This is a genomic window from Streptomyces incarnatus, assembly GCF_001027185.1.
In the GTDB taxonomy this organism is placed as follows: domain Bacteria; phylum Actinomycetota; class Actinomycetes; order Streptomycetales; family Streptomycetaceae; genus Streptomyces; species Streptomyces puniciscabiei.
This window is the reverse complement of sequence record NZ_CP011497.1, coordinates 4,837,382-4,861,827: the sequence shown is the minus strand read 5'-3', so window position 1 is coordinate 4,861,827 and position 24,446 is coordinate 4,837,382. Positions and strand designations below refer to the sequence as shown.

Annotated in this window: 22 protein-coding genes; 11 read left to right on the top strand and 11 right to left on the bottom strand. The window is 72.8% G+C overall.

Annotated elements, in window-relative coordinates; translation table 11 throughout:
• Window positions 1–12: 12 nt before the first annotated feature.
• Window positions 13–858, bottom strand: coding sequence for an LLM class F420-dependent oxidoreductase (locus tag ABB07_RS21925; protein ID WP_208900298.1), 846 nt, complete (start codon window positions 856–858; stop codon window positions 13–15).
• Between the two features lie 161 nt (window positions 859–1,019).
• Between ABB07_RS21925 and ABB07_RS21920 the strand changes: the two genes are divergently transcribed.
• Window positions 1,020–2,537, top strand: coding sequence for a CehA/McbA family metallohydrolase (locus ABB07_RS21920; RefSeq protein ID WP_208900297.1), 1,518 nt, complete (start codon window positions 1,020–1,022; stop codon window positions 2,535–2,537).
• Here the strand turns inward: ABB07_RS21920 and ABB07_RS21915 are convergent.
• Complete coding sequence (locus ABB07_RS21915) at window positions 2,530–3,042, bottom strand: PadR family transcriptional regulator (protein WP_208900296.1); 513 nt, start codon at window positions 3,040–3,042, stop codon at window positions 2,530–2,532. The genes ABB07_RS21920 and ABB07_RS21915 overlap by 8 nt on opposite strands.
• Window positions 3,043–3,136: 94 nt before the next feature.
• On the opposite strand from ABB07_RS21915, the gene ABB07_RS21910 reads away from it, so the two are divergent.
• Window positions 3,137–3,706 (top strand): hypothetical protein, encoded by a 570-nt coding sequence (locus ABB07_RS21910; protein ID WP_208900295.1) that lies wholly within the window; start codon window positions 3,137–3,139, stop codon window positions 3,704–3,706.
• A complete protein-coding gene (locus ABB07_RS21905) occupies window positions 3,703–5,016 on the top strand; it encodes a carotenoid oxygenase family protein (protein WP_208900294.1) in 1,314 nt (437 codons plus the stop codon). The genes ABB07_RS21910 and ABB07_RS21905 overlap by 4 nt, the downstream gene beginning before the upstream one ends.
• 104 nt (window positions 5,017–5,120) lie before the next feature.
• Here the strand turns inward: ABB07_RS21905 and ABB07_RS21900 are convergent, their stop codons facing one another.
• Window positions 5,121–5,570: a hypothetical protein gene (locus ABB07_RS21900; protein WP_208900293.1), complete on the bottom strand. Its 450-nt coding sequence runs from the start codon at window positions 5,568–5,570 to the stop codon at window positions 5,121–5,123.
• Between the two features lie 143 nt (window positions 5,571–5,713).
• Here ABB07_RS21900 and ABB07_RS21895 point away from each other — a divergent pair, with 143 nt between their 5' ends.
• The gene (locus tag ABB07_RS21895) at window positions 5,714–6,109 is read left to right on the top strand and encodes a nitroreductase/quinone reductase family protein (protein WP_208900292.1); all 396 of its coding nucleotides are present in this window, start codon (window positions 5,714–5,716) and stop codon (window positions 6,107–6,109) included.
• Window positions 6,110–6,128: 19 nt separating this feature from the next.
• Complete coding sequence (locus tag ABB07_RS21890) at window positions 6,129–7,019, top strand: YwqG family protein (protein ID WP_208900291.1); 891 nt, start codon at window positions 6,129–6,131, stop codon at window positions 7,017–7,019.
• A 12-nt stretch (window positions 7,020–7,031) separates the two neighbouring features.
• Here ABB07_RS21890 and ABB07_RS21885 read toward each other — a convergent pair whose 3' ends face one another.
• The 6 genes from ABB07_RS21885 to ABB07_RS21860 form a co-directional block, all read right to left on the bottom strand.
• On the bottom strand, window positions 7,032–8,501 hold the full coding sequence (locus ABB07_RS21885; protein ID WP_425264750.1) for an aldehyde dehydrogenase family protein: 1,470 nt from the start codon (window positions 8,499–8,501) through the stop codon (window positions 7,032–7,034).
• On the bottom strand, window positions 8,498–10,228 hold the full coding sequence (locus ABB07_RS21880) for an N-acyl-D-amino-acid deacylase family protein (RefSeq protein WP_208900290.1): 1,731 nt from the start codon (window positions 10,226–10,228) through the stop codon (window positions 8,498–8,500). Before ABB07_RS21880 ends, ABB07_RS21885 begins: the two co-directional genes overlap by 4 nt.
• A gap of 96 nt (window positions 10,229–10,324) precedes the next feature.
• Window positions 10,325–11,443, bottom strand: a complete 1,119-nt coding sequence (locus ABB07_RS21875; RefSeq protein ID WP_208900289.1) for an LLM class flavin-dependent oxidoreductase — start codon at window positions 11,441–11,443, stop codon at window positions 10,325–10,327.
• A 97-nt stretch (window positions 11,444–11,540) separates the two neighbouring features.
• Complete coding sequence (locus ABB07_RS21870) at window positions 11,541–12,311, bottom strand: SDR family NAD(P)-dependent oxidoreductase (protein WP_208900288.1); 771 nt, start codon at window positions 12,309–12,311, stop codon at window positions 11,541–11,543.
• 13 nt (window positions 12,312–12,324) lie between these two features.
• The gene (locus ABB07_RS21865) at window positions 12,325–13,242 is read right to left on the bottom strand and encodes a TIGR03619 family F420-dependent LLM class oxidoreductase (protein WP_208903562.1); all 918 of its coding nucleotides are present in this window, start codon (window positions 13,240–13,242) and stop codon (window positions 12,325–12,327) included.
• Window positions 13,243–13,247: 5 nt separating this feature from the next.
• The gene (locus ABB07_RS21860) at window positions 13,248–14,471 is read right to left on the bottom strand and encodes an amidohydrolase family protein (protein WP_425264749.1); all 1,224 of its coding nucleotides are present in this window, start codon (window positions 14,469–14,471) and stop codon (window positions 13,248–13,250) included.
• Window positions 14,472–14,650: 179 nt separating this feature from the next.
• On the opposite strand from ABB07_RS21860, the gene afsR reads away from it, so the two are divergent.
• Entirely contained in the window at window positions 14,651–17,626 is a 2,976-nt protein-coding gene (afsR, locus tag ABB07_RS21855) for an SARP-family global regulator AfsR (protein WP_208900286.1), read from the top strand.
• Between the two features lie 215 nt (window positions 17,627–17,841).
• Entirely contained in the window at window positions 17,842–18,066 is a 225-nt protein-coding gene (locus ABB07_RS21850; protein ID WP_208900285.1) for a hypothetical protein, read from the top strand.
• 226 nt (window positions 18,067–18,292) lie between these two features.
• On the opposite strand, the gene ABB07_RS21845 is transcribed toward ABB07_RS21850, so the two are convergent.
• Window positions 18,293–19,915: a FadD3 family acyl-CoA ligase gene (locus tag ABB07_RS21845; protein WP_208900284.1), complete on the bottom strand. Its 1,623-nt coding sequence runs from the start codon at window positions 19,913–19,915 to the stop codon at window positions 18,293–18,295.
• 92 nt (window positions 19,916–20,007) lie between these two features.
• Here ABB07_RS21845 and ABB07_RS21840 point away from each other — a divergent pair, with 92 nt between their 5' ends.
• The 4 genes from ABB07_RS21840 (at window position 20,008) to ABB07_RS21825 (ending at window position 23,037) form a co-directional block, all read left to right on the top strand.
• Window positions 20,008–21,162 (top strand): lipid-transfer protein, encoded by a 1,155-nt coding sequence (locus ABB07_RS21840; protein WP_208900283.1) that lies wholly within the window; start codon window positions 20,008–20,010, stop codon window positions 21,160–21,162.
• 11 nt (window positions 21,163–21,173) lie between these two features.
• Window positions 21,174–21,584: a Zn-ribbon domain-containing OB-fold protein gene (locus ABB07_RS21835; RefSeq protein WP_208900282.1), complete on the top strand. Its 411-nt coding sequence runs from the start codon at window positions 21,174–21,176 to the stop codon at window positions 21,582–21,584.
• On the top strand, window positions 21,581–22,357 hold the full coding sequence (locus ABB07_RS21830) for an enoyl-CoA hydratase/isomerase family protein (RefSeq protein WP_244189464.1): 777 nt from the start codon (window positions 21,581–21,583) through the stop codon (window positions 22,355–22,357). The genes ABB07_RS21835 and ABB07_RS21830 overlap by 4 nt, the downstream gene beginning before the upstream one ends.
• Window positions 22,358–22,611: 254 nt before the next feature.
• Window positions 22,612–23,037: a hypothetical protein gene (locus ABB07_RS21825; protein ID WP_208900280.1), complete on the top strand. Its 426-nt coding sequence runs from the start codon at window positions 22,612–22,614 to the stop codon at window positions 23,035–23,037.
• 156 nt (window positions 23,038–23,193) lie between these two features.
• On the opposite strand, the gene ABB07_RS40940 is transcribed toward ABB07_RS21825, so the two are convergent.
• A partial coding sequence (locus ABB07_RS40940) for an outer membrane protein assembly factor BamB family protein (protein WP_244189463.1) occupies window positions 23,194–24,446 on the bottom strand: 1,253 nt, incomplete at its 5' end.

Genomic DNA, 24,446 nt, shown 5'->3' with positions numbered 1-24,446 from the left:
GCTCAGGGCTGCCTACAGGAAGCTCCCGAACTCGTCCAGCACCCCCAGCACCTCCCTCTCCCCCGCCGGCGGCAACTGGAGTACGACCTCCTCGATTCCCAGCTCCGCGTAGTGGGCCAGCTTGCCCGGGGTCGGCTGGACCGCGTACGGGACGACCTGGAGGGCGGACGGGTCGCGGCCGGCATCCGCCCAGGCCGTGCGCAGCGCCGGCAGGGACTCGGTGAGGCCGCGGCCGCCGATCGGGAGCCAGCCGTCGGCGTACTCGGCGATGTGGGCGAAGAGCCTCGGTCCGGCGGCGCCGCCGACGAGCGTGCGGGGCCCGGTCACCGGGCCGCGCGGCTTCCGGACGGGCTTGGGGTGGGCGTGGCTGGCCCGTACGGCGGCGAACTCGCCTTCGTACGGCGTCGGTTCCGCAGACCACAGCGCCTGCATCAGCCGCATCCGGTCCCGGACCAGTTCCCGGCGGGTGCGCCACTCCACGCCGTGGTCGGCGGCCTCCTCGACGTTCCAGCCGTAGCCGAGACCGAGCGTGAAGCGGCCGCCGGACAGGTGGTCCAGGGTGGCGATCTGCTTGGCCAGGGCGATCGGGTCGTGCTGGGCGAGGAGGGTGACGCCGGTGCCGAGGCCGAGGCGCTCGGTGACGGCGGCGGCCTGGCCGAGGGCGACGAAGGGGTCGAGGGTGCGGCCGTACTCGCGGGGCAGGTCGCCGCCGGCGGGGTACGGGGTGGTGCGCTCGACGGGGATGTGCGTGTGCTCGGGGAGGTAGAGGCCGGCGTAGCCGCGCCGCTCGAGTTCGCGGGCGAGTCGTACCGGCGTGACGGTCTCGTCGGTGAGGAAGATGGTGACGGCGATACGCATGGCCCATCTGTACCCGGCCGGGCTTCCACCGTCCATACCGACTGACAGGCACGCGCTCACCATGGCCGCGAATATCGCGGGCGTCGCGTCCATGACACTTCGTCGCCCGTCAATCCCCTTTTCTTCCACGGGAGTTCACGCCCGGACGAGAGAGTGACCTCATGGGTGAGGACACGCACGAGCAGACTCACGGCATCGGCAGACGCGCGCTGTTCGTGACGGGCGCCGCCGCTGCCCTTACGTTGGGACGCGTGAGCTTCGCAGCGGCGGACGGTCAGCGCCAGGAGACCCGGACGGTGCACGGCACCCTGCCGGCCGGCTCCCCCGACTTCGTGTACGTACCGGTCGAAGTGCCCGCCGGGGTACGGGAGATCAAGGTCTCCTACACCTACGACAAGCCCTCGGTCCCGGCCGGCACCCCGGGCAACGCGCTCGACATCGGGCTCTTCGACGAGCGCGGCACCGAGCTGGGCGGCCGGGGCTTCCGTGGCTGGTCGGGCGGCGCGCGCACGGAGTTCTTCGTCCGCGCCGACGACGCCACGCCGGGCTATGTCCCCGGCCCGGTGCGGGAGGGCACCTGGTACGTCGCGCTGGGCCCCTACACGGTGGCGCCCCAGGGCCTGACGTACGAGCTGACGGTCACGCTGACCTACGGCGAGCCGGGCGAGACCCCGCGGCCGGTGTATCCGCCCTCCCGGGCGAAGGGGCGGGGCCGGGCCTGGTACCGGGGGGACTGCCATCTGCACTCCTGGTACTCCGACGGCCGCCGCACCCCGGCCGAGATCGCGGCCCTCGCGCGGGCGGCGGGCCTGGACTTCATCAACTCCTCGGACCACAACACCCACTCGTCCCACCCGCACTGGGCGGACCAGGCGGGCGACGACCTGCTGATCATGCTCGGCGAGGAGGTCACCACGCGCAACGGCCACGTGCTGGCGCTCGGCACCGAGCCCGGCACGTTCGTGGACTGGCGCTACCGGGCCCGGGACAACCGCTGGGCCCGCTTCGCGCGGGACATCCGCCGCGCCGGCGGCCTGGTCGTCCCCGCCCACCCGCACGCCACCTGCGTCGGCTGCGGCTGGAAGTTCGGCTTCGCCGAGGCGGACGCCGTGGAGGTGTGGAACGGCCCCTACACCCCGGACGACGAGGTGACCCTGGCCGACTGGGACAACCAGCTGGTCGCCTCCGTGCGGCACGGGCGGGCCTGGCTCCCGGCGATGGGCAACAGCGACGCCCACCGCGACCCGGACACGGTCGGTATGCCCCAGACGGTCGTCCTCGCCGACGACCTGACCCGGGAGGCGATCCAGGACGGCATCCGCGCGGGACGCTCCTACGTGGCCGAGTCCAGGAACGTGACCCTCTCCTTCACGGCGGCGGGCGGGCGCGGGCAGCAGGCGGGCATCGGCGAGCGGCTGGCCGTGGCCGCCGACACCCCGGTGACGGTCCGGCTGGAGGTCTCGGGCGCCCCGCGCTGCACGGTCCGCTTCGTCACCGACCAGGGCGTGCTGTTCACCAGCGATCCGCTGCCGGTGTCGGGCGCGGGCACGGTCGAGTGGCGTACGACGCCCGCCTACGCGGCGTACGTGCGCGCCGAACTGCGCCACGAGGCGGCGCTCGGGCCGGTGCCGGGGGCGCTCGCCGCCTTCACCAACCCGGTCTTCCTCGGGGCTACTTGATCTGCTCCGCCGCCCACTCGGCCCACTCGCGCCGCATCGCGTTGAACCGCAGGCCGTACTCCAGGGCGATCCGGCCGTATACCGAGAGGTTGCCCTCGTCCCAGTCGATGGAGTCGGCGAGCCGCCGCAGCCGGTCGTGCCCCTCCTGGGACATCCCGGCCAGCAGGGACAGGTAGTCGCGCGCCTGCTCGGGGCTGAGCACACCGAGGAAGAACACCCGCAGCAGGATGTCGCTGCGCATGACGGGCTGGGGCGCGACCTCGGTCAGCCAGTGCCGCAGCTCCGCGAGCCCCGCGTCGGTGATCTCGTACTCCTTGCGGCCCCGCGGGCCCTCGGCGGCCACCGTGATCAGCCCGGAGCCCGCCAGCTTGGTCAGCTCGGTGTAGATCTGGCTCTGGGTCGCCGGCCAGACGTGGGCCAGCGAGGTGTCGAACGTCTTCAGCAGGTCGTATCCGCTGGCGCGACGGTCGGAGAGCAGGCCGAGCAGTGCGTGTCTGAGGCTCATGACTCCCACCTTACCTTCCATTGTTGACATGTCGAGCACAGACCTTCTAGTTTTGACATGTCGGAATCGGAACCTACTCCGCCCGGGGGAACCCATGTCGTACCTGCGCACGTTCTTGCCGTGGATCGTCTTCGCCGTCATCCCCTCGGGGCAGTGGCAGTGGGGCGCGCTGGCCGCCCTGGTGATCTCCGTCGCGATCATCGCCCAGCAGCGGCGGGCCGGCGCCGGCTTCGACGCCCTCGTCATCGAGGCCGGCTCGGCGGTCTTCTTCGCGGTCCTCGCGGCCATCGCCTTCGCCGACCCGCACTCGGGCGTGCACGCCTACTCCGCCGCCCTCTCCTCCGGCACCCTCGCCGTCATCGCCGGCCTGTCGCTGGCCGTCGGCCGGCCCTTCACCCTGGGCATCGCCAAGCGCACCACCCCCCGCGAGCTCTGGGACCTGAAGCCCTTCATCCGGGTCAACGTCGTCATCACGTCCGTCTGGACGGCCGCCTTCGTGCTGACCGCCGTCGTCCTCGCCGTGCTGGCCCACGCCGGGCACGCGCACTCGACGCCCGCGACCCTCGTCCAGATCGCCGGCTTCGCCGTCCCGATGCTCTTCACCGTCCGCTATGTCGCCCACGTCCAGGCGAAGGCCCAGGCCGCCGGGCAGGTGGCCCGGTGACCGCCACCCCGAAGCACCTGTCCGGCAACTACGCCCCGGTCACCGAGGAACTCACCGCGTACGACCTGCCGGTGACCGGCACCATCCCGCCCGCGCTGACCGGCTGGTACCTGCGCAACGGCCCGAACCCGGCCGACGCCGCCTCCGGGCACTGGTTCTTCGGCGACGGCATGGTCCACGGGGTGCGCCTGGAGGGCGGGCGGGCCGTCTCCTACCGCAACCGCTGGGTCCGCACCACCCGCCTCACCGACGGCGCGCGGATGTACGACGACCGGGGCCGCCGCGACCTCACCGCCGGCCCGGCCAACACCCACGTCGTCCGGCACGCGGGCCGCACCCTCGCCCTGGTCGAGAGCGCCCTGCCCTACGAGCTCACCCGCGAGCTGGACACCAAGGGCCCGTACGACTTCGACGGCCGCCTGCACACCGCGATGACCGCCCACCCGAAGACCTGCCCGGCCACCGGCGAACTGCACTTCTTCGGCTACGGCATCCTGGAGCCCGCCCACCTCACCTACCACCGGGCCGACGCCACCGGCGAGTTGGTGCTCAGCCGGCCGATCGAGGTGCCCGGGCCGACCATGCTGCACGACTTCGCGCTCACCGCCGGGCACGTCGTCTTCATGGACCTGCCGGTCGTCTTCGACGCCGAACTCGCCCTGACCGGCGGCACGATGCCGTACAGCTGGGACGACGGGTACGGCGCCCGGCTCGGCGTACTGCGCCGCGACGACCCCCGGGGCGAGGTCCGCTGGTTCGCGGTCGACCCCTGCTACGTCTTCCACCTCCTCAACGCCCACGACGCGCCGGACGGCACCCTCGTGCTGCACGTGATGCGCTACCCGGAGCTGTGGCGGCGGGAACCGGACGGCGGCACGCGGGCGCACCGGGCCGTGTGGTGGAAGTGGACGATCGACCCGGCCACCGGCACGGTCCGCGAGGAGCAGTGCGACGACCGGCCCGGCGAGTTCCCGCGCGTCGACGACCGGCTGACCGGCCTCGCCGCCGGACACGGGCACATGACGAGCGGCACCTCACTGGTGCGCTACGAGCTGTCCTCCGGGTCCGCCGCCGCCCATGACTTCGGGCCCGGCCGCACCCCGGGCGAGGCGGCCTTCGCCCCCGCCGACGGCACACCCGGCGGCCCCGGCTGGCTGCTGACCTACGTGTACGACGCCGCCACCGACCGCAGTGACCTGGTCGTCCTGGACGCCGACGACCTCGGCGCGCCCCCGGTCGCCACCATCCACCTGCCCACCCGGGTCCCGTTCGGCTTCCACGGCAACTGGCTGGCGGACGCGGACGGCTGAGGGCATGAGGGCCTCGGTTCCGGTCGTCCGGGTCAGCGGACGGTGACGGTGAAGACGTAGAAGCCGGCGTGGGAGCCCGGGGTTCCGGTGCCGGTCCGGGTGGGTTACGGGGACAGCGACGGGGACACCGTGCTCCCGGGGGTGGGCGACGGGGCGGCCGTGGCGGTGGCGTGGGCGGGTGCCGGGGCCGTGCCGGTGGGGTACGGGGTCGCCGTGTCGTCCGGGCCGTGGCACGTGCTCATCGGGCAGTACAGCAGCCGTACCGTGGCCCTGCCCTTCGCGAGGGCGGTGAAGTCGAAGGACTGGGTGCCCGAGGTGCCGCCGTCGGAGTCGCCGCCGCCCTTCCAGTCCTCCCGCCCGCCCCGGTACTTCAGCACGCCCGCGTCCGTCTCGCCATACCCCTCGACACCGATGGGCACCGGCTTGCCGTCGTTGTCCATACCGGCCCAGTTGTCAGCGCCGACGGCCGCGCGGGCGGGGGCGGGCACGGTGCCGACGTACGTGTCACCGGCCGGAGTCGGCATGGCGGTGAGGGAGCCGTCACCGACCCGCACACTGCGGACACTCGTGTCGGCGAGGCTGTCGCCGCCGCCGTACGCCCCCTTCGCCAGCCGTACCGTGCCGCGCGAGCCCCCTACACTGCTGCCACGGCACCCGCGCGAGCCGCGGCAGGCACGGCACACAGGAGGCAGGACAGATGCCCGGCCACTCCCCCCTCAAGCACCGCCTCGTGACCGGTTTCCAGCGGTATCTGGCCAACCCGCTGAACCGGCGGCTGCCGTTCCAGACCCTCCTGGAGACCACCGGCCGCTCCTCCGGCCTGCCCCGGCGGACGCCGGTCGGCGGGCGCCGGGTGGGCCGGTCCTTCTGGCTGGTCTCCGAGTTCGGCCACAGGTCGCAGTACGTGCGCAACATCCAGGCCGACCCCAGGGTCCGCGTCCGCATCGGCGGCCACTGGCACACCGGCACCGCCCATCTCCTCCCCGACGACGACCCGGTGGCCCGGCTGCGCTCCCTGCCCCGCTTCAACAGCGCGGCGGTACGGGCGTTCGGCACCGACCTGCTGACGATCCGGGTGGACCTGGACGGCTGAGCCCGGCGACACTGCGGGCGTGAAGCTCACCACCGCCCCCTCCGTCGTCGAACCGGCCCGCGACGTCCCGGAGTTGCTGCCCCACGCCCGCCCGGCCGTCCGGCTGCACCCGCGCCGCGGCACCCCCGGCCCGCGCGACAGCCACATCGGCGGCCCCCTGTGGTGGCCGGCCGCCGAGCCGTGGCCGGAGTGCGCCGACCACAAGGACGTGAACGGAAGGCCGTACACGGAGCGGATGGTCGCGGTGGCCCAGCTGACGGCGGCGGACTTCCCCGAGATCCGCTTCCCGGACGGCACGGACCTCGTCCAGCTCCTGTGGTGCCCCGAATGGCACGAGCAGCCGCACCCGGAGGGCTGGGGCCAGGCCTGCCGGCTGTTCTGGCGCCGGGCCGCCGAGGTCACCGACCCGCTCACCGACCATCCGCATCCGGCCGAGGAGTGGGACGACGACCTGGACATGGTCCCGCGGCCCTGCGTGCTGCACCCGGAGCGGGTGACGGACTACCCCGGGGACGAGGAACTCCCGGCCGCCCTCACCGAACGCTTCGAGACCTGGCTGGCGGAACGGGACCTGGCCGACGACCTCACCACGATCCCCGGCTACAAGCTGGGCGGCTACCTGAACTGGTGCACGACCGGCCTGCCGAAGCCCCTGGACTGCGGCGCCTGCGGGGCGCCGCTGGAGCTGTTCCTGCAGTGCGACACCTACGAGTACTACCTCGGCAGCTGGGCCCCCGACGGCGCACCGGACCGCTTCCGGCCGCTGGAGGAGCGCCACCTGGAGACGGGCGACGAGGCCGCCGACGCCTCCCGCGAGCCGGTGGGCATGGTCGTCGGCCGCGGCAGCCACGCAGGCCTGTTCGTGTGCGCGGACGACCCCCGCCACCCGGCGTCGTTCTTCACGCAGTGAGCCGGGCTCCCCTCACCCCGGCCACACGATCGCCTGGACCTCGCTGTACGCGTGCAGGGCGTACACGCCCACGTCGCGGCCCACGCCGCTCTTCTTGAAGCCGCCGAACGGGGCCTCCATGTTGCGGCCGACCGTGTTGATCCCGACGCCGCCGGCGCGGAGTTGGCGGGCCACGCGGAAGGCGCGGGCCACGTCACCGGACCAGACGTAGTCGATGAGGCCGTACTCGGAGTCGTTGGCGAGGGCGACCGCCTCGTCCTCGTCGTCGAAGGGGAGCACCGCGACCACCGGGCCGAAGATCTCCTCGCGGGCCACGCGCATGTCGGGGGCGCAGTCGGCGAAGAGGGCGGGCGAGACGTAGAAACCCCGGGCCGGCGAAGGCCGTTCGCCGCCGGTGACCAGCGACGCGCCCTCCTTGCGGCCGAGTTCGACGTACGACTCGACCCGCGCCCGGTGCTCGGCCGAGATCAGCGGCCCGACGACCGTGTCCGGCTCCCGGGGGTCACCCACCTTCAACCGCCCTGCGTACGCGGCGAGTTGCTCCACCAGCCGCCCGTACACCCCGCGCTGGGCCAGCACCCGGGTCGGTGCCGTGCAGATCTGCCCGCTGTAGAAGGAGAAGGTGGTGCCGATACCGGCGACGGCGGAGCCCACGTCCGCGTCGTCGAACACGAGCGCCGCGCCCTTGCCGCCCAGCTCCATGAGCTGGCGTTTCATGTCCCGCCCGCACACCTCGGCGATGCGCCGGCCGACGGCCGTGGAGCCGGTGAAGCTGACCATGTCGACGTCGTCGGAGGCCACCGCCGCCTCGCCCACGGCCGCCGCACGGCCGGAGACGACGTTCACCACCCCCGGCGGCGCCCCGGCCGCCTCGAGCGCCTCGGCCATCCGGTAGACGGACAGCGGATCCTGCGGGGCGGGCTTCACCACCACCGTGTTGCCCATGGCGAGGGCCGGTGCCACCTTGCCGGCCGGGTTGGCCCACGGGTTGTTGTAGGAGGTGATGCAGGTGACGACCCCGACGGGCTGCCGCAGAGCCAGCGCGCCCATCACCCCGGCCCTGCCCATCGGCCCGGCCTCGTTGATCTGCGGCGCGATCGCCCACTCGGCGGGCTCCACGCGCGCGTACCGCCGGAAGCGGGCGGCGGCCACCCCGACCTGCATCGCCCGGGCGGTCCCCGTGGTCGCGCCGGTCTCCGCGCGGGCCAGCTCGGTGTACGGCCCCGTCCGCTCCCTGATCAGGTCGGCCGCCCGGCCCAGCACCGCCGCCCGCTCCTCCGGCGGGGTCCGCGACCACGCCCCGAACGCCTCCCGGGCCGCCGCACAGGCCGCCCGCACCTGTTCCGGCGAGGCCTCCGGAGCCCAGCCCACGGCCTCCTCGGTGGCCGGGTCGGTCACCGGGTAGTGTCCGCCGTCCGGCTCCACCCACCGCCCGCCGACGAACAGCCGCTGCCCCTCGCCCGCCGGCGCCACCCGGCTCACCGGGTGCTCACCGTCCGCGTGTCGGTGCCGGACCGCAGCACCTTCCCCGGTACGGCCCCGGTCACCACGTCGTCCCGGATCGCCTCGACGCCGTTGACCCACACGGCGCGCACCCCGAGCGCCCTGGAGTCCAGGCGCGGACTGTCACCCGGCAGGTCGTGCACCAGCCGGGCCTGACCGGCGTCGATGCACTCCGGGTCGAACAGGACGAGGTCCGCGTGCCAGCCCTCCCGTACCTGTCCCCGCTCGCGCAGCCCGAACAGCCGCGCCGGATCGTCGGTCAGCATCCTCACCGCCTGCTCCAGACCGACCAGCTTCCGCCCGCGCAGACAGTCCCCGAGGAACCGGGTGGTGTACGGCGCCCCGCACATCCGGTCCAGGTGCGCGCCCGCGTCGGAGCCGCCGAGCAGCACGTCCTCGTGCTGCCAGGTCTCGGCGCGCAGCGCCCAGGACGCCGGGTCGTTGTCGGGCGGCATCGGCCACAGCACCGTACGCAGCTCGTCGTGGGCGCAGATCTCGACCAGGCAGGCGAAGGGGTCCTGCCCGCGCTCCTGCGCGATGTCCCCGACGACCCTGCCCGTGAGCCCCCGGTTGGCCTCGCTGTAGGTGTCCCCGATGACGTACCGCCCGAAGTTGGCCAGCCGCCGGAAGACGCCCGCCTCCTTCGAGCGGGCCCGCCGCAGCATCTCCGCCCGGACGGCGGGGTCCCGGAGCCGGGCGATCCGCTCCGGCACCGGCAGCCCGAGGACCGGCCCCCAGCCGGGGATGAGGTTGAGGGCGCAGAAGGTGCCCAGGGACATGTTCATCGGGGTGAGGATCGGCATGGTGAGGGCCACCACCCGCCCGCCCGCCTTCCGGGCCCGCTCGCTCGCGCTCAGCTGCCGGGGCACCCGCTCGGGTACGGCCGCGTCGACGGTGAGCACGTTCCAGTTGAGCGGCCGCCCGGCTGCCGCGCTCATCTCCACGAGCAGGTCGATCTCGTCGTCGCTGAACTGGTCCAGACAGCCGGCGACGATCGCCTCGATCTGCGTGCCCTCGTGCTCACCCACGGCCTTCGACAGCGCCAGCAGCTCCGCCGGCCCCGCGTGCCGGGAGGCGACCGGCCGGCCGTCCCCGTCCGAGTGGGTACCGGACTGCGTGGTGGACAGCCCCCAGGCCCCCGCGTCCATGGCCTCGTGCAGCAGCCGCAGCATGGCGTCCATCTGGTCGCCGCTCGGCTGCCCCCCGACGGCCTCCGGCCCCATGACGTACCGCCGCACCGCGCAGTGCCCCACCATGAAGCCCGCGTTGACGGCGATCCGCCCGTCCAGGGCGTCCAGGTACTCCCCGAAGGAGTGCCAGCTCCACGGCGCCCCCTCCTCCAGCGCCACCAGCGACATCCCCTCCACCTTGGACATCATCCGGCGCGTGTAGTCGGCGTCCTCGGGGCGGGCGGGGTTGAGCGGCGCCAGTGTGAACCCGCAGTTCCCGGCGGCGACCGTCGTCACCCCGTGATTGAGGGAGGGGGTGGCGTACGGATCCCAGAACAGCTGGGCGTCGTAGTGGGTGTGGGGGTCGACGAACCCGGGCGCGAGGACGAGCCCGGTGGCGTCCTCGGTCGTACGGGCTTCTTCAACGACCTTCCCGACGGCGGCGATACGACCGCCCCGGATACCGACGTCGGCGGTGAAGGCGGGGGCGCCGGTGCCGTCCACGACGGACGCGCCCTTGATGACATGGTCAAGCATGGAGCCTCCTTCTCGACTGGGGCGCGAGGTCCAACCTGAAGGGGCGCGGGGAACTGCGCGAGCGACCCACCACGCACCCGCACCCGCCGACGGCGCTCACACGGCTGCTCGGAACCGCGAAGTCCGATGCACAGGATCCGTGTCGATCTTCGGAATCACATGCTCCCCGATCAGCCGGATCGTCTGCAGCGTCTCCTCCTTCGGCACCCCCACCGGCAACCCGAAGCTCAGCTGGTCGGCGCCCGCCTGCTCCCACCGCTTGCACTGCCGCAGCACCTCGTCGGGGTCGCCGCAGATCAGCAGCTCCTCCTCCACGAGCAGCTCCACGAACTCCGGCGTGTACCGGGGCAGCGTCTCCGGCCACACGGGGAAGCCCTCGGGGCGCGGGAAGGTGTCGTGGTACCGGAAGACGAGCGAGGGCAGATAGTGCAGACCGCCGTTCACCGCGATCTCTATCGCCTCCGCGTGCGTGGGCGCGCAGATCGCGGTCGTCGTCACCATCACGTTGTCGTTGACGAAGTCCCCCACCGGCTCCGCGTTCACGATCGCCGTCTTGTACTGCTCCAGCACCCACTCCATGTCGGACACCTTCTGGATGCTGAAGCCGAGCACGCCGAGCCCCTTCCTCGCGGCCATGGCGTACGACGGCGGAGACCCGGCCGCGTACCACATCGCCGGGTGCGACTTACCGTACGGCTTCGGCAGGACCTTGCGCGGCGGCAGCTGCCAGTGCTTGCCCTGGAAGCCCGCGTACTCGTCCTGGAGCCACATCTTCGGGAACTCGGCGATGGTCTCCTCCCAGATCTCCTTGGTGTAGTTCATGTCGGTCACACCCGGTATGAACCCCAGGATCTCGTGGCTGCCGGCGCCGCGCCCGCTGCCGAACTCGAAGCGCCCCTCGCTGAGGTGGTCGAGCATGGCGACCTTCTCGGCGACCTTCACGGGGTGGTTGACCTGGGCGAGGGGGTTGAAGATGCCCGAGCCCAGGTGGATCCGGTCCGTCGCGTGCGCCAGGTACCCCAGGAACACGTCGTTGGCGGACAGGTGCGAGTACTCCTCCAGGAAGTGGTGCTCGGAGGCCCACGCGTACTTGAAACCGGACTTGTCCGCCTGGATGACGTACTCGGTCTCCTCCATCAGCGCCTTGTGCTCGGCCAGCGGGTCGGTCTCGGCGCGCTGGCCCACGTATCCCTGTACAAAGAGCCCGAATTCCAAGGCGGTTCACCTTCCCCTGTTTCTGACGCTCCGTCAGATCGATCCTGTTGGCCGACTGTCGCACCGAGCGCGAGGACCGTCAATAGCTGACGGTGAGTCAGATAACGCTGACCCCCGCCAGCCATCCGCCGTCGATCACGAACGGCTGCCCGGTGATGTACGACGAGTCCGCCGAGGTGAGGAAGAGCGCCAGCCGGGCCACCTCCTCCGGCTGCCCGACCCGCCCGAGCGGCACGAGCTTGCGGTACAGCTCGTCCAGCGCCCGGCTCGTCTCCTCCGGATCGGCGTCCGGGTCGAGCCGCGCCGGATTGGACATCGGGGTGTCGATGGCGCCCGGGCAGATCGCATTGACCCGGATGCCCCGGCCCGCCAGCTCCAGCGCGGCCACCCGGGTCAGCCCCAGCACGGCGTGCTTGGTGGCGGCGTACGTGCCCACGGCCGCCATGCCGGTCATGCCCGTGTAGGACGCGGTGTTGACGATGGTCCCGCCGTCGGCCATCTGAGGCGCCACCGCCTTCATCCCCAGGAAGCAGCCGACCTGGTTGACCTGCACGACCTGCATGAACTCGTCCAGCGGGGTGTCCACGAGGGCGTTGAAGCGCAGGATCCCCGCGTTGTTCACCAGCCCGTCGATCCGCCCGTACGCCCCCTTCACCGCCTCGACGGCATCCCGCCAGCCGTCCTCGGTGCCGACGTCGAGATGGACGTACAGCGCGCCTATCTCCTTGGCCAGGGCCTCCCCCTGGTCGTCCAGCACGTCGGCGACGGCCACCCGCGCCCCCTCGGCCCGGAACAGCCGCGCCTCCTGCTCGCCCTGCCCGCGTGCCGCCCCGGTGACGAGGACGACCCGCCCGTCCAGCTTGCCCATGTCCACCCACTCCTCAGCTCAGCAGGGGCGCGACCGCCGCCCCGAACGTGGCGATCTGATCGGTCAGTTCGTCCCGGCCGCGGCTGCGGAACCGCACCTGGACCTGGTCCACGCCCATCGCCCGGTACGCCCGCAGCGACTCGGCGATCTCCTCCGGCGCCCCGGTGATCGTCCGCCGCCCGACGTCCCAGCCGGCCCGCCCGACGTACAGCGGCTCGGCGAGCGCGCCGACGGTGAACGGCCCCTCGACGCCCGCGTCCTCGCGCACCTGCCGCAGCCGGGCGATCTGCGCGGGCAGCCTCTCCCGTGGATCCCCCTGCGGCAGCCAGCCGTCCCCCTTCAGCGCGGCCCGGCGTACGGCGGCCGGCGAGGAGCCGCCGACCCAGAGGGGCACGTGCGGCTGTGCGGGCCGGGGCCGCTGCCCGAGCCCGGCGAAGTCGTAGAGCTTCCCGTGGTGCTCGGGGAACTCCTCCGGCCCCAGGGCGGCCCGCAGCGCGTCGATCACCTCGTCCAGCACGGCCCCCCGCCGCTCGAAGTCCACCCCGAGCGCCTCGAACTCCTCCCGCACGTGCCCGGCCCCGACCCCGAGGACCAGCCGGCCCCCGGAGAGGTGGTCGAGGGTGGCGTACTGCTTGGCGGTGAGCAGGGGGTGCCGCAGCGCCACGACGGCCACATGGCTGAGCAGGCGCACCCGCTCGGTGACGGCGGCGAGGTGGGCGAGGGTGGCGACCGGGTCGTACCAGACCGTGCCCATGGCGGGGGCGAGCCGGCGCGGGACGCCCACGTGATCGCAGACGGCGAGGTAGTCGAACCCGGCCCGGTCCGCGGCCCGCGCGACGGCCACCAGGTCCTCCGGCCCCGCAGCGGCCTCCCACCCTTCCGCGAACAGGGCGCTCTGCGCCTGGACGGGCAGCTGGATGCCGTACGCCAGGGCACTCACCGCCAGCGCCCTTCGGGGGTGAGTCCCAGCAGCTCGATGGCGTTGCCGCGCACGATCCGCTCGACCACGTCCGCCGGCAGATGCCCCATCTGCGCCTCACCGACCTCGCGGGACTTGGGCCAGGTGGAGTCGGAGTGCGGGTAGTCGGTCTCGTACATGACGTTGCCGACCCCGATCGCGTCCAGGTTCCTGAGCCCGAAGGCATCGTCGAAGAAGCAGCCGTAGACGTGCCCGGCGAACAGCTCGGACGGCGGCCGGGTGACCTTCTCGGCGACCCCGCCCCACCCCCGGTTCTCCTCCCACACCACGTCGGCGCGTTCGAGGATGTACGGAATCCACCCGATCTGCCCCTCGGCGTACATGACCTTCAGGTTCGGGAACCGCTCGAACTTGCCGCTCATCAGCCAGTCGACCATCGAGAAGCAGCAGTTGGCGAAGGTGATGGTGGAACCGACGGCGGGCGGCGCGTCGGCGGAGGTGGAGGGCATACGGCTGCTGGAGCCGATGTGCATGGCGACGACCGTGCCGGTCTCGTCGCAGGCGGCGAGGAAGGGGTCCCAGTCGTCGGTGTGCACGGACGGCAGGCCGAGGTGCGGGGGTATCTCGGAGAAGGCGACGGCCCGCACGCCCCGTGCGGCGTTCCGCCGTACCTCCGCCGCGGCCAGCTCGGCGTCCCACAGGGGGATGAGCGTGAGCGGTATCAGCCGCCCGTGCGCCTCGGGCCCGCACCACTCCTCCACCATCCAGTCGTTGTAGGCGCGCACGCACAGCAGGGCGAGTTCCTTGTCGGCGGCCTCGGTGAAGGTCTGCCCGCAGAAGCGCGGGAAGGTGGGGAAGCAGACGGCCGACTGCACGTGGTTGACGTCCATGTCGGCGAGCCTGGCGGCCACGTCGTACGACCCCGGCCGCATCTGCTCGTACGTGATGACCTCCAGCCTGACCTCGTCCCTGCCGCACCCCACGGCGGTGTCGAGCCGGGTGAGGGGCCGCCGCAGGTCCTCGTAGACCCACCAGTCGCCGAGGGGTCCGTCGGTGCTGCCGGGTTCGCCCATGACGGGCTTGAAACGCCCGCCCAGGAAGGTCATCTCCTTCAGCGGGGCGCGCACGATCCGGGGCCCGGTCTCCCGGTACTTCCTCGGCAGCCGGTCCTGCCAGACGCCGGCGGGCTCGACGGTGTGGTCGTCGACGGAGATGATCAGCGGGAACTGTGTGGTCTCCATGGCCCTCACGGTAGCGCCGATCTGACGGTCCGTCAGCTAGCGGGTGTCTGCAAAGAGGGTGTGAGGGGTTTGTGTGCGGCGGTACGCCACCCTGTGATCGGTGTCTCCCACGGCTGACGGAACCGCCCGGAACAAGGCAAACTGACGGGGTTGTTCGTGATGCCGAGGGGGACGAACGCATGGACGGTGGGCCGCGAGTGCCTGAGCAGCGGCGTTCCGGCTCCGTGACCGTCACGGAGCCGGAGGCGCTGCGGTTCGGCGTGCTCGGTCCGGTGCGGGCCTGGCGCGGCGAGGAGCAGCTCAGCACGGGCTCGCCCCAGCAGCGCGCCCTGCTGGCCGCCCTGCTGCTGCGCGAGGGCCGTACGGCCACGGCGGCGGAGCTCATCGACGCGCTGTGGGGCGCCGAGCCCCCGTCGCAGGCACTGGCGGCGGTGCGGACCTACGCGTCCCGCCTGCGCAAGATCCTGCCGCCCGGGGTCCTGGTCAGCGAGTCCGGCGGTTACGCGGTGCGGGTGCCGGCCGAGGGCGCCCTGGACCTGGCGGTCGCGCAGGACCTGGCGGCGGAGGCGGAGAAGGCGCGGGCGGCCGGCGACCTGTGCCGGGCGCGTTCGGTGCTGAGCGAGGCCCTGGCGCTGTGGGACGGCGAGGTGCTGGCCGGCGTCCCCGGCCCGTACGCCGAGACCCAGCGGGTCCGCCTGGAGGAATGGCGCCTGGGCTTGCTGGAGTCCCGCCTGGACATGGACCTGGAGCAGGGCTGCCACGCGGAGGCGGTGTCGGAACTGACCGCGCTGACGGCGGCCCACCCCTTGCGCGAGCGCCTGCGCGAACTGCTGATGCTCGCCCTGTACCGCAGCGGCCGGCAGGCGGAGGCCCTGGCGGTCTACGCCGACACCCGCCGCCTGCTGGCCGAGGAACTGGGCGTGGACCCGCGCCCCGGCCTGCGCGAGCTGCAGCAGCGCATCCTGCAGGCGGACCCGGCCCTGGCCGAGCCGTCGTCCCCGGCGCCGGAGCCCTCGGTGGTCCCGGTCCGCCCCGCCCAACTCCCCGCGTCGGTACCCGACTTCACCGGCCGCTCCTCCTTCGTGTCCGAACTGAGCGAGGTACTGTCCTCGGCCTCGGAGTCCCCGGACGCCGAGGGCCGGGTGATGGCGGTGTCGGCGCTGGCCGGCATCGGCGGGGTCGGCAAGACGACCCTGGCGGTGCACGTGGCCCACCGGGCGCGGGGCGCCTTCCCCGACGGCCAGCTGTACGTGGACCTGCAGGGCGCCGGGCCACGCCCGGCGGAACCGGAAACGGTCCTGGGCTCCTTCCTGCGCGCGCTGGGCACGGCGGACTCGGCGATCCCGGACTCCCTGGACGAACGGGCGGCGCTGTACCGCTCGGTCCTGGACGGCCGCCGGGTCCTCGTCCTGCTGGACAACGCCAAGGACGCGGCCCAGGTACGCCCGCTCCTGCCCGGCACGGAGGGCTGCGCGGCCCTGGTCACCTCCCGCGTCCGCATGGTCGACCTCGCGGGGGCCCATCTGGTGGACCTGGACGTGATGTCTCCCGAGGAGGCCCTCGCCCTCTTCACGAAGATCGTGGGCGAGGAGCGGGTGGCGGCGGAGCGCGAGGCGGCCCTGGACGTGGTCGCGGCCTGCGGCTTCCTGCCACTGGCGATCCGCATCGCCGCATCCCGCCTCGCGGCCCGGCGTACGTGGACGGTGTCGGTCCTGGCGGCGAAGCTCGCGGACGAACGCCGCCGGCTGGACGAACTGCAGGCCGGGGACCTGGCGGTGAAGGCGACCTTCGAGCTCGGCTACGGCCAGCTGGAGCCGGCCCAGGCCCGGGCGTTCCGGCTGCTGGGCCTGGCCGACGGCCCGGACATCTCCCTGCCCGCCGCGGCAGCGGTCCTGGACCTCCCCGTGGAGGAGACCGAGGACCTCCTCGAATCCCTGGTGGACACGTCCCTGCTGGAGTCCGCGGCACCGGGACGCTACCGCTTCCACGACCTGGTCCGGCTCTACGCGCGTGCCTGCGCGGAACGGGACGAACAGCCGCCCACCGAGCGGGAGGCCGCGATGTCGCGGCTGCTGGACTTCTATCTGGCGACGGCGGCACAGGTGTACGCGATGGAGCGGCCGGGGGATCGGCTGGTGGATCACCTGGAGAAGACCGGCGTCTCGGGACTGGCCTTCACCGATCGCCGCGCCGCCCAGGACTGGCTCTACTCCGAGGCCGTACCGCTTCTGGCCTGCGTACGGCAGTCGTCGGGTGGCGCGACGCTGCGGCGCGCCGTCGACCTGCTGTGGGCGGCGGTCGACCTCGCGGAGTCGGGAGCGAACTTCAAGGAGTACGAGGCGGCGGGCGCGGCCCTGCGCAGCGCCTCGCATGCCGCATCCGACATACGCGCCGAAGGCCGGGCCATCCTCGTACTGGCCAACGCACGGCACTGGTCTGGGCAGTTCACCCAGGCGTACGAAGAGGCACGGCAGGCACTTGCCCTGGCGGAGGCTGCCAACGACCCCCTGCCCTGCTGCTGGGCCGCGAACATCCTCGGAGTCTTCGCCTATTACCAGGGCCGCTACGCCGAGGGCGAGGCATACCTTGAGCGGGCCATCTCCGACTTCCGTGAGTGCGGCGACCTTTCCGGCGCGGCAGCGGCACTGTGCAACCTCTCGCGTCTGCATCTGCAGACGGACCGGGCTGACAGCGCAGTGCACCTCGCGCGGCAGGGCACCGAGACGTACGAGGAGCTCGGCCACTCGCTGAAGGCGGCCAACGGCCACTATGCCCTGGGGCTGGCCCTCGGCAAGAGCGGGCGACTGGACGATGCCGGCGCCCATCTCGGCCAGGCCCTGCTCGTCTTCCGCGCCAGCAGGCAGCGCCTGTGGGAAGGGATGACCCTCTTCCGGCTCGCCGAGGTGGACCTGCTCGCCCAACGACCGGCTCAGGCCGCCGCCAACGCCGAGATGGCGCTGACCCCGCTCAAGGAGATCGGCGGCGAGTGGCGGCGCGGCAACGTGCTGACCGTGCTCGGGAAGGCGCTGAACGGGATCGGCCACACGGGCCGGGCCCAGGTCTGCTGGCGTGAGGCCCTGGAGATCTACGAACGGCTGAACTCGCCGGAAGCGGCCGAGGTCCAAGCCCTCCTGACACCGGCCGCTGCTGCCTGACCTGGGCGCTGTCGCGGCGTTCATCGATTGTTTATCGCCCCACGGCAGTCTCATGGACACCGGGCCGTTGTGTCGGGGGGCCGACGGACCAGCCGGTGAGACCGCCGCACTCTCGATCTAGAGTGGGCGGCTCCAGCGGCCCATCCGGCCACACTCGGGGGAGTGTCCGGATGGGCCCGCCACAGCTGCAACGCAATCTCCAAGGGGAGCACCTGATGAGCGACATCACCAAGGACGAGCCGGTCGTGAAGCCGGACAACACGCACATCACCGACGCCGAGGCCGGCACCGAGGTCAAGCCGCTCAACACCCACATCACCGACGCCCAGGCCGGCGCCGACGTCAAGCCGCTCAACACCCACATCACGGACACCAAGGCGGTGGCCGCCGACGGCACGGTGACGCCGGACAACACGCACATCACGTCCGAACCCAGCTGAGCCACCTCCCGGACGGGGGACCGGCCGCGACGGCGCCGAGGGGGAGCCGTCGCGGCCGAGGTGTGTGCGGCGCCGGCGGTCCCACGGGTCAAGGGTGGCCCGCAGGGCCATCGCCGAAGGCGACGCGGAACGCCGTTGACGCGGCTCGCGGAAGCACGACAATCGCCGAGAAGCGGGCGGTCCCACGGCAACCTTCCCACCCCGCCCACTGCAACGCCCCCTCCCCTCACCCCCTCGCCCGCAGAACCCCCTTCGCCACCTTGCCGCTCGCGTTCCTCGGGAGTTCCGGTACGAAGTCGACCTCCCTCGGCACCTTGTAGTTCGCCATTTCCCGGCGTGCCCAGGCGATCAGGTCGTCGGAGGTCAGGGGCGAGCCGGGGCGGCGGACCACGTACGCCTTGGCGACCTCGCCCAGCCGGGCGTCGGGTATGCCGATCACCGCCACCTCGCGCACATCCGGATGCGTGCCCAGGAGCTGCTCTATCTCCGCCGGGTAGGCGTTGAAGCCGCCGACGATGAACATGTCCTTGATGCGGTCCGTGATGCGCAGGTTGCCCGCCTCGTCCAGGACGCCCACGTCGCCCGTGCGCAGCCAGCCGTCCGGGGTGATCGCCTCGGCGGTCGCCGCCGGGTCGTCGTAGTAGCCGCGCATGACGTTGAAGCCGCGGACCAGGATCTCGCCGGCCGCGCCGGGCCGTACCGGTGTGCCCGTCGCGTCCACCAGCCGTATCTCCGTCCCCGGGATCGCCCGGCCGGAGGTGGCGGCGATGACCGACGGGGCGTCGCCGCGCCGGCACATCGTGACGATGCCGCTCGCCTCCGAGAGGCCGTACGCGGTGAGGACCGTGTCGACGCCGAGTTCGCCGCGCAGGCGTTCCACCAGCCGCAGCGGTACGACCGCCGCTCCCGTCACCACCAGCCGCAGCGCCGAGAGGTCATGGGCGCTCCGGGTCGGGTGGTCCAGCAGGGACTGGTGGAGGGTGGGGGGACCGGGGAGGACGGAGATCCGTTCCGCCGCGATGTTCGCCAGTGCCGTCTCCACGTTGAACACCGGCTGGGGGATCATCGTCGCCCCGCGCATCAGGCAGGCGATCACCCCGGCCTTGTAGCCGAAGGTGTGGAAGAAGGGGTTGACGATCAAGTAGCGGTCCGCGGACCGCAGGCCCGCCAGGTCCGCCCAGATCTCGTACGCCCGGAGGGTCTGGGTGTGGGTGATCACGGCACCCTTCGGGCGGCCCGTCGTACCCGACGTGTAGATGATGTCCGAGGGTGCCTCGCCATCCAACTCGCCTGACCGGAGCCGCACTTCAGCCCCCGATGTCCCCTCCCCTCCCGCCAGGAAGTCCTTCCACGTGCGGAAGTCCGGCGGCGCGTCCTCCGACAGGACCACCACCTGGTCCAGGTCCGGGAGGCCCGGGAGCGGACCCGGGCCCGTCGGCGCCCCCTTGCCCGCGGCCCGCCGCAGGCTCGCCACGTACGACGCGCCCAGGAAGGTGCCCGTCACGAAGAGCAGGCGGGCGCCGCTGCGGCGCAGTACGTCCGCGGCCTCCGTGCCCTTGAAGCGGGTGTTGAGCGGGACGAGGACCGCGCCCGCGGTCACCGCGCCGAGAGCCGACACGATCCAGTCCAGGGAGTTGGGCGCCCAGACCGCCACCCGGTCACCGGCCCGCACCCCGCTCGCCAGGCAGGCCGCCGCCGCGCGCTCGACCCGGGCGCCCAGTTCGGCGTACGTGATCCTGGTACGGCCGTCGACCACCGCCTCGGTGTCCGCGTACCGCTCGGCCGACCACCGGACCAGATCGGGGATGGTGTTCCAGTGGCCCCGGCCGCCGTCGCCCCAGTCGCTCATCACAGGCCCCCTGTACCGCGCAGCTGACTGTCCGTCAGATTAGCGGTAATCTGACGGACTGTCAGGACGGCCAGGAGGAGGGGGAGGACGGCATGGCGGCAACCGGGCTCAAGGACGCCACCGCGATCGTCGGGATCGGGCAGACCTCGTTCGCCAAGCGTCTTGCCGAGGACGAGAAGACGCTCGCCTGCCGGGCCGTGCTCGCCGCGCTCGACGACGCGGGCATCGCGCCCGGCGAGGTCGACGGACTCGCCTCCTACACCATGGAGGAGACCGACGAGGTCGAGCTCGCGAAGGCCGTCGGGTTCGGGGATGTGACCTTCTTCAGCAAGGTGGGGTACGGCGGGGGCGGGTCCTGTGCCACCGTCGCCCATCTCGCCGCCGCCATCGCCTCCGGGCAGGCCACCGTCGGGGTCGCCTGGCGGTCGCGGAAGCGGGGCAGCGGGCCTCGGCCCTGGACCGACACCAGGGTCCAACTGCCCACTCCGGCCCAGTGGACGCGGCCCTTCGGACTCCTCCGCCCCGCCGACGAGATCGCCATGCTCACCCGCCGCTACATGCACGAGTACGGCGCCACCCGCGACCACCTCTTCAACGTCGCCCTCGCCTGCCGCAACCGGGCCAACCAGAACCCGGCCGCCGTGATGTACGAACGCCCGCTGACCCGCGAGATGTACATGACCTCGCGCTGGATCAGCGAGCCGCTCTGCCTCTTCGACAACTGCCTGGAGACGGACGGGGCCCTCGCCTGTGTCGTGGTGTCGAAGGAGCGCGCCCGGGACTGTGCCCAGCGGCCCGTGTACGTCCACTCCGCCGCCCAGGGGCTGCCCGCCCAGCACCACGGCATGGTCAACTACTGGAACGACGACCCCCTCACCGGTCCCGCCTGGACCGCCGCCCGGCATCTGTGGAAGCACGCCGACGTCACCCCGGACGATGTCGACGTGGCCCAGATCTACGACGCCTTCACCGCGCTCATCCCGCTCTCCCTGGAGGGATACGGCTTCTGCGGGCGGGGGGAAGGGGGCGCCTTCACCGAGGGAGGCGCCCTGGAGATCGGCGGGCGGCTGCCCCTCAACACCGGTGGCGGCGGGCTCTCCGAGGCCTACGTCCACGGCTTCAACCTCATCAACGAGGGCGTGAAGCAGTTGCGCGGGACCAGTACCGCCCAGGTGCCCGGTGCCGCCACCTGCCTGGTCACGGCCGGCGAGGGCGTGCCCACCTCCGCCCTTCTCCTGCGGAACTGAGGAAGTGCCCCATGCTGACTCCCGTCACCGACACCGACGGCGCGCCCTTCTGGGAGTACGCGGCCCGCGGTGAACTGCGCGTCCAGTCCTGCGGCGACTGCCACGAGCCCCGCTTCCCGCCCCGCCCCTGCTGCCCGCACTGCCAGTCCTTCGCGACCGAGTGGCGGCTCACCAGCGGGCGCGGACGGATCTGGTCGTACGTCGTGCCGCATCCGCCGCTCCTCGCCGGCTACGCGGAACAGGCGCCGTACAACGTCGTCGTGGTGGAGCTGGAGGACGCCCCGCGCATCCGGCTGGTGGGGAACGTGGTCACCCACGCCGGCGCGTCCCTCGACTCCCTCGACCCGCGAAGGCTGCGAGTCGGCGCGCGGGTGCACGCCGTCTTCGGGGACGGCGGGCTGCCGCGGTGGGTGCTCGCGTGAGCGGCGTGCGGGTCGAGGCGGACAAGGACAGCGGGGTCGCCGTCGTCACCCTCGACCGGCCGCATCGGCTCAACGCCATCGACCTGGACATGGCGCACGAACTCGCCGGTGTCTGGCGGGCGTTGCGGTTCGACGACTCGGTGCGGGCCGTCGCGCTCACGGGGGGCGGGGAGCGGGCGTTCTGCACCGGGATCGACCGGGACGCCGTCGTGCCGCAGCCCCCGTCGCCGTACATGCAGGACGATCCGCTGCTGGCCGTCGGACCGAAGGCCAATGACCTGTGGAAGCCGGTGGTCGCGGCCGTGCGCGGGATGGCCTGCGGGGGTGCCTTCTATCTGCTGGGCGAGTGCGAGTTCGTCGTGGCCGACCCGACGGCCGTCTTCTTCGATCCGCACACCTCGTACGGCATGGTCAGCGCCTACGAATCGATGCTGATGGCGGCGCGGATGCCGTACGGGGAGGCGGCCCGGACGGCGCTCATGGGGAACGCCGAGCGGATCTCCGCACGGCGGGCGCATGAGATCGGGCTCGTGTCGGAAGTCACGGAGGAGGGCGGGGCGTTGGCTGCCGCCGTGCGCTGTGCCGCCGTCATCGCCGGGTATCCGCCGGCCGGGGTGCAGGGCACCGTACGGGCGTTGTGGGCGGCCAGGGAAGCGGCGCTGGCCCAGGCGTTCGCCCAGGCCCCGGCTCTCATCGCCCTCGGCAATCTGCCGGCCGAGCGGCAGGCGGAGCTGTTCGCCGGGCGGCGCAGGGGCGGGTTCCGGGTGCGTTAGGGCTGTCCGCCGAGGGGTCCGATCGGCGTAGGGACTGTTACTCACTTTCGGGTGGGGCGGGACCACCCCTCACCCTGATCCTGCACCAGATCTTCACTTTCAGTACATATATGGTCGTTACAGCCGAGTGTCACAGAAGGCTCTTTAATCCGTAATGCCCTTTGTGTTCCCCCATCGAGCCGGGGTGTCCGGTTGCAGGGTGTGGGGGTGCGGCCGACCGGTCGCCATCCGCACCCTTTGCGAAGGGGGACCTCGTGTCCGTAGTTGTTTGCGTCCGTCGTGTGCTCGCCGCCGCTGGCGTGGCCGCCGCCCTTGTGGGCGTCGCGGCACTGCCGGCCGCGGCAGCCGACCACTACCCGGGCCGCCCGCACGTGGCGGTGGACATCAGCGGCGAGCGGCACGGCTCCCCGTGGCCGGGCGGCCGCTGGGACCGTGACCACCGTCGGGACGACGACCGGTGGCACGGCAGGGACGGCCGGCGTCATGACGGCCACTGGCGTGACGGCGGTCGCCGGCACGACCGGGACGACTGGCACCACCGGGACGGCCGGCACGACCGGGACGACTGGCACCACGCCGGCGGCCGGCACGACCGGGACGACTGGCACCACGCCGGCGGCTGGCGCGACCGGGACGACTGGCACCACGACCACGACCACCGCGGCGAGCACCGCCGCTGATCCGTCGGGCCGTGCCTCGTAGTCCGCGGGGCGGCCGGGTCACCTGCGTGGCGGGTGCCCGGCGCCCGGGGTAGCGTCAGGCCTGGGACGGCCGCCGTCTGGAGCCCTTCCGTGACACACCGGTACGACGGCCGTCGCACAACTCCGACCGGGGAGTCACGCCGTGCGGGCCGTGCCCGTGCCCTTCTCCGCGTCCAGCGCGTACACGCACCGGTCCTTGCTGCACGCGTACACCACGCCGTCCTTGACCACCGGCGAGCCGGTGATCTCGCCGCCGGTCGCCAGCTTCCAGCGCAGGCGGCCGTCGTCGGCCTTCAGGGTGTAGAGCAGATGGTCGGTGGAGCCGAAGTGGATACGGCCCTCGGCCACCGCCGGGGCGCCCACGACGTCGCCGCCCGCCTGGAAGCGCCACTTCGGCGTGCCGGTGACCGCGTCCAGGGTGTACAGGCCCTTGCCGCTGCCCACGTGCACGTGCCCGGCGGCGACCAGCACCGGCTCGATCGACGCACGCGCCTCCGTGGCGATGCGCCAGCGGTCGCGGCCGTCGGTGGCGTCGAGGGCGTAGACGGTGCCGAGGTAGTCCGCCAGGTAGACGCCGCCGCCCGTGACCGCCGGGCCCGGGGCGAAGGCCGGCGGGCTGAGGAAGACCGCGGGTGCCTCGAAGTGCCAGCGGACCATGCCGCTCGCCGCCTCCACGGCGAGGACGCGGGTACCGGCGGAGACATACACGTAGCCGTCGGCGGCGGGGGCCAGGCGGACCGGCACACCGCCGCAGGAGGCCGCGTCGCCGACCGGGTACGACCAGCGCTCCTCGCCGGTGCGGGCCTCCAGGGCGCGCAGCCGGGCGTCCTGCCAGACGTAGACCGTGCCGTCGTGGACGAGGGGGCCCGCCTCCGGGGACTCGAAGTCGGTCTGGCAGCCGGCGATCTCCCACAGCTTCTGCCCGTTGGTGGCCTCCCAGGCCTGCACGCCGCCGCCCCGGGTGCCGGTGACGACCGTGCCGTGGTCGGCGTTCAGGGAGTACACCCAGGCGTCCGTGGACAGCCGCCACAGGTCGGTGCCCTCGCGGGCGTCCAGGGCGAACAGGGTCGGCCCGTCGGAGGCGTGGACACGGCCGTCCGCGACCGCCATGGACCAGGCGACGTCCCGAGTCTTGAAGCGGCGGCGGCCGGTGGCCACGTCCAGGGCGTGCACCTCGAAGGAGGTGACGTACACCAGGTCGCCGTCGACGGCAGGGGTGCCCCAGACCTCGTTGGACATGCGGAACCGCCAGGGCCGCCAGCCGCTCGCGTTCTCCGGGGGCTGCGGCGGCGCGGGCGGGACGCTCGGGTCGGGGCCGGTGACGCCGGGGCTCGGGCGGGACCAGCTGGCGACCAGGCCGGCCTCCGGCGGGGGCGCCTTGACGGCGG